3 protein-coding genes and 1 pseudogene are annotated in these 1,768 nt (G+C 66.7%); all 4 read right to left on the bottom strand.

Going from position 1 to position 1,768, the window contains the following annotated elements; translation table 11 throughout:
• On the bottom strand, positions 1-213 hold a 213-nt coding region (locus tag G4D87_RS37365), incomplete at its 3' end, for a DUF4082 domain-containing protein (protein ID WP_163787535.1).
• A 173-nt stretch (positions 214-386) separates the two neighbouring features.
• Complete coding sequence (locus G4D87_RS37360; protein WP_163787534.1) at positions 387-965, bottom strand: galactose-binding domain-containing protein; 579 nt, start codon at positions 963-965, stop codon at positions 387-389.
• Between the two features lie 287 nt (positions 966-1,252).
• Positions 1,253-1,459 (bottom strand): annotated as a pseudogene (locus G4D87_RS37355) (transposase); the annotation flags it as partial.
• Between the two features lie 72 nt (positions 1,460-1,531).
• Positions 1,532-1,768: hypothetical protein (locus G4D87_RS37350; RefSeq protein ID WP_205507880.1), on the bottom strand; the 237-nt coding region annotated here is incomplete at its 5' end.

Raw genomic sequence — 1,768 nt, 5'->3', positions numbered from 1 at the left:
CACGTTCGTCGTGAACTTCACGCCCAGCTCCACCGGGGCGAAGTCATTGGTGACGGAGGGGACGGCCGGGGTGGAGGTGGGGGCGAACAGCGTGTACGTCGGCTGGGCGCGCGCGGCGGTGGGCAGCGCGAGCAGGACGGTCGCGAGCAGCGCCAGCGCATGGGCGCGTGGCTGCCTCGCGACCCAGTTGGGCCGTGGCTTCGAGGGTGTCATTCGGACTTCTCCTTGGGGGATGGCACGACGGGACAGAGCAGCAAAGGCATCTTGCTGTCTGCCCCTGGCGTGGACAATGACGCGAGACGTAGGTCCGCGAGTCATTGCCGCATGACGCGATTTTTGGCTTCCAGGCGGCCGGACGTCTCCGGTGTCGGTGGTCCGCGGCCGTGCTACTGCTTGCGATAGCAGAAGAACACGGGGTAATCGACGCCGGAGGTTCCCAGGATCTGGACCGCCTTGAAGCCATCCGGGCAAGACGCCATTCCGGTGAGGGGATTCACATACTCCCGAAGCCATACGCCCCGCCGAACTCCGCCAGGGGCACGATCCCTTCCACCGCGTAGCGGCCACAGAAGTACATGTCGCACCCGGAAGTTCTGGAGCCGGTCCGAGCAACAGTCGGTGCGGTTGTAGAGGACGACGTTGGAGATGAGGTGTGAAGCCTGGAGGTCGACCTGCCACCACGGCTGGGTTTGTTGGCTTTGCAGGACGGTGTGGGTGAAGGAGCCGTCCCAGAAGTCGCCGTCGGTATTTCCGTCCACCGCGAGCGACGGCTCACCGCCGCCGCCGAGATAGAAGCTCGACTGCTGCGCCGGCTTGCCGAGCGCGAGGTTGGGAGTGGGGAGCAGCACCTGCGGCGCGGCGGTGCCAGTGAGGTCAGCTGGAGGGAGCTGCTCGGCGGCGTCGGGGGAGCACGCGCCAAGGAGCGCGGCGCCCGCGAGGCTGACGAACCAGGGGAGGTGGAACATTCGGGTCGGGGACATGTATCGGTCTCTGGATGGGATTCACGCGGCCGGAGGGGCCGGCGACATACCGGCTCGCCGCGACCGCGCGCCGCTGCCCCAGAGCAGCCGACGTGCCACGGGGCCGCCGCCCGGGCATCTGTGGGGGAGCGGCCCTTCCACGCGTGGGAACGGGCGGTTTCCACGCGTGGAACCTGGCGGCCGACGCGTGGAGCGTGAACACCTGAGCGGCGCGGAAACCCACCAACGCCCTTGGGCACAGCGACTCCTCGAATTGCTCCAGGGCCATGTGGGGCCCCCGGCTTGCCCTCACCGCGAGCCTCGTTCGCCCGCTCCACCCACGTACGCAGGGCGGACTCCGCGAGGTCCAAATCTCGGGCCACGTTTGGAATGCCCTTGCCCTCGTCCAGCACCAATTTCACCGCGCCGTCCTTGAACTCGCGCGTGAACTCCCGGCGCTGACTCCGGCTCTTCTTCTGCTTCGCGTCACTCACCGACATTGGACACCCTTTCCACCACATCTAGGGTGTCCACGGAATCGGGGCAGGCTCAGCCATCTTGGCGCTGCGGAATCAAAGCACGCTGTTTCGCGATACGTAATGTCGCAGGCTGCGCGCCACTTCGAGACCATTGAAATTGATGCTCATCACCTGGCCCACGTCCGGCTTGCCGGGATGATTGCTGTTGACGCGCACGTCTGCTGATGGGCGAGCAAGCCGGCTGGTTGATGGGCATCTGTCAGGAGACGGCGGACCGTCAGCGGGCGTGATGCCCATCAAGGCCGGCTCCGGGACGCCACCAGGGTCGAT

Origin of the sequence: Myxococcus vastator, assembly GCF_010894475.1 — a bacterium.
GTDB classification, from domain to species: domain Bacteria; phylum Myxococcota; class Myxococcia; order Myxococcales; family Myxococcaceae; genus Myxococcus; species Myxococcus vastator.
Note: the sequence above shows the minus strand (reverse complement) of the source record. Positions and strands in the feature narration are given on the sequence as shown.

Bases quoted from the DNA above. Each gene is read 5' to 3' on its own strand.
- G4D87_RS37360 (WP_163787534.1), bottom strand. From the start codon at position 965: ATGTTCCACCTCCCCTGGTTCGTCAGCCTCGCGGGCGCCGCGCTCCTT.